This window comes from Sinomonas sp. (assembly GCF_036848755.1).
Taxonomy (GTDB): domain Bacteria; phylum Actinomycetota; class Actinomycetes; order Actinomycetales; family Micrococcaceae; genus Sinomonas.
Genome location: NZ_DAIUJO010000190.1, coordinates 1 through 3,955, shown reverse-complemented (window position 1 = coordinate 3,955; position 3,955 = coordinate 1). Strand labels below are relative to the sequence as shown.

General features: G+C 68.8%; 5 protein-coding genes. 3 read left to right on the top strand and 2 right to left on the bottom strand.

Annotation, left to right across the window (positions count from 1 at the left end; translation table 11 throughout):
* Both rlmN and V7053_RS18165 read left to right on the top strand, forming a co-directional pair.
* The coding region (gene rlmN, locus V7053_RS18170; protein ID WP_334173665.1) for a 23S rRNA (adenine(2503)-C(2))-methyltransferase RlmN at positions 1 to 763 on the top strand (763 nt) is incomplete at its 5' end.
* On the top strand, positions 747 to 1,907 hold the full coding sequence (locus V7053_RS18165; protein ID WP_334173664.1) for an FUSC family protein: 1,161 nt from the start codon (positions 747 to 749) through the stop codon (positions 1,905 to 1,907). The genes rlmN and V7053_RS18165, both read left to right, overlap by 17 nt.
* Positions 1,908 to 1,961: 54 nt before the next feature.
* Here V7053_RS18165 and V7053_RS18160 read toward each other — a convergent pair whose 3' ends face one another.
* On the bottom strand, positions 1,962 to 2,489 hold the full coding sequence (locus V7053_RS18160; RefSeq protein ID WP_334173663.1) for a flavodoxin domain-containing protein: 528 nt from the start codon (positions 2,487 to 2,489) through the stop codon (positions 1,962 to 1,964).
* A 206-nt stretch (positions 2,490 to 2,695) separates the two neighbouring features.
* On the opposite strand from V7053_RS18160, the gene V7053_RS18155 reads away from it, so the two are divergent.
* Positions 2,696 to 3,343, top strand: a complete 648-nt coding sequence (locus tag V7053_RS18155) for a GyrI-like domain-containing protein (RefSeq protein ID WP_334173662.1) — start codon at positions 2,696 to 2,698, stop codon at positions 3,341 to 3,343.
* An 18-nt stretch (positions 3,344 to 3,361) separates the two neighbouring features.
* Here V7053_RS18155 and V7053_RS18150 read toward each other — a convergent pair whose 3' ends face one another.
* Positions 3,362 to 3,865, bottom strand: coding sequence for a GNAT family N-acetyltransferase (locus V7053_RS18150; protein ID WP_334173661.1), 504 nt, complete (start codon positions 3,863 to 3,865; stop codon positions 3,362 to 3,364).
* Positions 3,866 to 3,955: the final 90 nt, after the last annotated feature.

Genomic DNA, 3,955 nt, shown 5'->3' with positions numbered 1-3,955 from the left:
GCTGTGCGTCTCATCGCAGGCCGGCTGCGGGATGAACTGCCCGTTCTGCGCGACGGGGCAGGCCGGCCTCACCCGCAACATGTCGACGGCGGAGATCGTCGACCAGGTCGTAGCGGCGAACCGCGTGATCGCGGCGGGGGAGCTGGGCGCCCAGGAACACCCGGACGAGCGCGTCACCAACATCGTCTTCATGGGCATGGGCGAGCCGCTGGCCAACTACAAGCGCGTCATGGCCGCCCTCCACCGCTTCGTCGACCCCTCGCCCGAGGGCCTCGGCATGTCGGCGCGGAACATCACCGTCTCGACGGTGGGCCTGGTTCCCGCCATTCGGAAACTCGCCGAGGAGGAGCTGCCGGTCACCTTCGCGCTGTCCCTCCACGCCCCCGACGACGAGCTCCGCGACGAGCTCATCCCCGTCAACAACCGGTGGAAGGTCGACGAGGCGATCGACGCCGCCTACGACTACTTCCGCACGACGGGCCGCCGAGTGAGCATCGAGTACGCGCTCATCAAGGACATGAACGACCACGCATGGCGCGCGGCGCTCCTGGCCAAGAAGCTCAACCAGCGCGGCCGTGGCTGGGTACACGTCAACCCGATTCCGCTCAATCCCACCCCGGGGTCCATCTGGACGTCGTCCGAGCCCGAGGTACAGGACGAGTTCGTCGAAACCCTCCGGGCGGCTGGGATCCCCACGACGCTGCGCGACACGCGCGGCAAGGAGATCGACGGCGCCTGCGGTCAACTTGCAGCAGCAGAGTAAGGGCAGCGCGGGAGGCGCCGGGACGTACGACGGCGGTACGCGCCCGGGCGGGCCCCTCGCCGTCGTGGGTCGCTTCCTCCATGAGCTCCTGTTCAGCATCGGCCCTGCCAAGAGCGACCACCATGCCGCGCTCCGAGTGGCCGCTGGTCTCTTCCTCCCTCTCGTCGTCCTCGTGCTCTCGAACCGGCTCGACCTCGCGATCTTCGCCAACTTCGCCGCGTTCACAGGGATCTACGGGCGCAACGAGCCACATCGGGTCCGGCTCGTGGCCCAGGCCCGCGCCGGCCTCCTCATGCTCGCAGTCATCCTGACGGCGACGATCGGCGCCCGACTCCATCCCGGCGGGGTTCCGAGTCCGTGGGAGCTCGTCGTCGGGACCACGTTCGTCGCGTGGCTGTGCAGCCTCCTCGTGGGCCGCTGGCGTCTGCGCCCGGCCGGTTCTCTGTTCTACATCTTCGCGTTCGCGGCCGTCTCTTCGCTCCCGCATCAGCCGCCGCTCGGTGACGTGGCCCTTGTGGTCGTCTCGACGTTCGTGCTGTGCCTCGCCATCGGCCTCGCTGCGCGCGTGCTCCCGTCGCATCGCACCCCGCTCGGATGGCAGCAGATCCGGGCGGCGGGACGGGTCCGACTCAGCCAGCTGGAGCGGCGCGTGCTGTGGCTCGAGTCCGTCGGCTACCTCGTGGCTCCGGCCGCGGCTGGCGCGGCGGCGACTGCCGTGGGCCAGGCGCTCGGGTTCGGGCACAACTACTGGGCGATGGTCGCCGCCGTGGTGCCGCTCGTGGGCCACTCGACCCGGCATCGTGTGAACCGCGGCCTACAGCGCGTGCTGGGGACCGTCGTCGGCCTCGTGCTGCTCGCGGGAATCGCCGGGCTGCGCCCGACCCCATGGATCATGGTGGTGTTCATCGCCGCGTGCCAGTTCGGCGCCGAAATGCTCGTCACGCGACAGTACTTCCTCGCGATGGTGTGCGTGACGCCGCTCGCCCTTCTCTCCACGCTGCTCGCGGCCCACAGCGACCCCGGTGCGCTCCTCCATGACCGCTTCATCGACACCGCGATCGGCTCCGTGGTCGGCGTGCTCGTGGTGCTCGCCCCATGGGCGTACGAGCGGGCATCGAGGGGCCGGGCTCCCGCCAGCTCGTGAGCCCCGAGGGGAAACCCCGAGTGACGGTACGAGGCGCGTCCCCCAGGCGCGCCCTCAGGCCGCGGCCGCCTCGAGTTCCGCCGCAAAATCCTCTGCGAAGCGCTTGACCCCGTCCCACTCCGTGTAGACATAGTCGCGCGACGTGTCGGTTCCCAGGCTGCCGGGCTTGTCGTCCGCAATCCTCTTCATGAGGTGCCGCTTCAGGAACCCGTAGTGGGTGTAGAGGAGCGCGCCCCCGAAGAGGGCGGTCCGTTCCGGTCGCCATCCCGTTTCATCCTTGAACTGTTCAAGGTAGCGCTCAGCCTCTGTCTGGTCGCCGTGGGCGGCCAGACTGACGGAGAAGAACGCGGTCGGCACCCCCGAGAGGGAGCCATGATTCCTGCGGACGAAGTCCACGACATGCTTGTCGTGCTTGCCCACGTGGACGGATGCTCCGACGATGACGCCGTCGTAGCCCTCCGGGATCGCGTGGCCCGCTTCCTTGATATCGAGCACGTGCACGTCGTGCCCCCTCGCGCGGAGGACGTCGGCGATGACGTCGGCGATCTTCTCGGTCTGCCCTTCGCTGGTTCCGTATGTCATGAAGACGCGTTTCATGGCGGTCACTTTCCTCGGACGCCCAAGGGACCGTTAGAGGCTTATGGCATGGGGGCGCCCCCGCGGGACCATTGGCACTGCCGTTTCGGCCGCCGCGGCGCGATGGTAGAGGAGGCAGCAGGAGGCCATTGCGCGACTGCCTCGCCGCAGACCTGCGGCGGTCGCCCCGTCCCGAGGAGGCATGAATCTCCATGAGTGTCGTGCCGCAGAACATTGACTCCCTGTACAAGGTGCGCAGAGGGGAGATCGAGTTCGTTGATGTGCCCGAGCTCTCCTTTGTGATGGTCGAAGGGCAGGGCGAACCGGAGGGGCCCGCGTTCACGGAAGCGGTCCAGGCCCTCTTCAGCGTCAGCTACGCCGCGCACTTCGCGGTCAAGAAGCATTCGGGGGAGGCCACGAAGGTCATGCCCCTTGAGGCGCTGTGGTGGGTGGACGAGCCCGAGCAGGTGGACGCCGTGACGAACGTAGCCCTCGGCGAGGCGACGATGGCTGAAACGGACCGCGACAAGTGGCGGTGGCAGGCCATGATGATGCAGCCGAAGCCCATCGACGCGGCCGTCGTGGCGGAGGTCATCGAAGAGTCCCGGGGGAAGCAGCTTCCGGCCTTGGACCTCGTCCGCTTTGAAGCCTGGGAGGAGGGACGCTGCGCTCAGGCCCTCCACGTCGGCGCTTATGCAGACGAAGCACCGACCATCGTTCGCCTCCACGACGCCATCGCGGAGGCAGGCCTCAAGCCTCGGGGCCACCACCACGAGATCTACCTGGGCGACCCGCGTCGTACCGCGCCCGAGAACCTGCGAACGCTGATCCGTCAGCCCGTGGGGCCGCCTTCGGCTTGAGGCCCGCCCGTCCGAAGCTCACCCCGCGATGGCGTGCAGCCTGACCGGCGCCGTGATCGGCTTCGCGTAGCAGATGGACTCCTCTACCTCCTGGTACGGGCCGAAGTTCGGCACCGGCCGGTAGCCGGCCGCCTCGTAGAACATCTTCCCGTCGGGCTGGGCCGAGCCGGCCTCGGCCACGACCAGCGTGATTCCCGTCTGGTGTGCCTCGGCTTCGAGGGCGAGGAGGATCGAGCTCGCGACTCCGGCTCCCCGAGCGTAGGGGAGCACGTAGACGCGCTTGACCTCCGCCGTGGTCCTGTCGAGCCAGCGCAGGCCGCCGCAGCCGAGGGGCTGGCCCGTCGCGCGCTCGTAGGCGATGAGGAACACGGCCATGTCCGCGGCGGTGGGCGGCTCCCCGGCCTCGTGCCGGGCGTGTCCGTAGCGCGCGTCGAGTTCGGACTGTTGCGCCGCCCGGAGGTCGCGGCCCACGGGGTTGGACCACGATGTTCTGCGGATTGTCAGCTTCGGATGGGTCTGCATGCCGCCTCCCGGCTCGAAGGGTATGCACCTAAACGCTACGGCTCCCCGGTTTCCGCGCGGTTACACCCTTGTGAGCTTCTGGGAACGCCC